This window comes from Lentilactobacillus farraginis DSM 18382 = JCM 14108 (assembly GCF_000583655.1).
Taxonomy (GTDB): domain Bacteria; phylum Bacillota; class Bacilli; order Lactobacillales; family Lactobacillaceae; genus Lentilactobacillus; species Lentilactobacillus farraginis.
Genome location: NZ_BAKI01000123.1, coordinates 1 through 729, shown reverse-complemented (window position 1 = coordinate 729; position 729 = coordinate 1). Strand labels below are relative to the sequence as shown.

General features: G+C 33.3%; 2 protein-coding genes. Both read right to left on the bottom strand.

The genetic code is table 11. The features are described from left to right. A partial coding sequence (locus JCM14108_RS14770; protein ID WP_237745854.1) for an MFS transporter occupies positions 1-408 on the bottom strand: 408 nt, incomplete at its 3' end. Between the two features lie 14 nt (positions 409-422). Continuing rightward, complete coding sequence (locus tag JCM14108_RS13990) at positions 423-605, bottom strand: hypothetical protein (protein WP_035181598.1); 183 nt, start codon at positions 603-605, stop codon at positions 423-425. Between the last annotated feature and the right edge of the window lie 124 nt (positions 606-729).

Below are 729 nucleotides of genomic sequence, written 5' to 3'. Positions count from 1 at the left end.
AAAGGCTTTGATGATATTCGAAAAATGTTTTTTCAGGCTAAACTGAATTTGTCTTGTTGCAATACCGTAAACGTAAAAAATACCAATTGAAAATAACATTACGATTCCAGTAAATAGAAAAATAATTTGCCAGTTAAAAATTCTGCTGACCAATAACCCAATTGGAATTCCTAAAACAGTTGATAGACTAAAGAAACTCATCATCCAACTGATCATCATTTCCCTTTTATGCGCTTTAAAATTATCTGCACAATATGCCCATAAACCAGGCCCTAGAACTGCCGCACTTAAACCAGTTAGAAAACGCAACATCAAAAATAACCAGCCGAATGAACAAAACGCCAATGCAATACTACATATCCCAAAAGTAAATCCAGAAATACCAATGGCTTTTTTTCTACCTAAAATATCAGAAATTGGAGCTAAAACGATGGCAAACAGCCATAAGCTCCAGAATAAAGGGTAATGCCAAATGAAACATATTGAGGCGTTGCAGACATGGTTTTAGCTATTTGACTCAATAATGGGGCAATAATAAGATTGTCAGTTCCTAAAATAAAAATGGAGGTTAAAAAGGCGAAGATTAGAAAAACATTCCGAATCACTTTGAATCACCCTCCTCTTTACCATCTTGTAAATTAAGCAAATTCTTTCGACATTTCTTTATCTCGTTTACTCCATAATCAATGTTCTTAATTTCTAACATTAATTTCACACTCCAAATGTTTA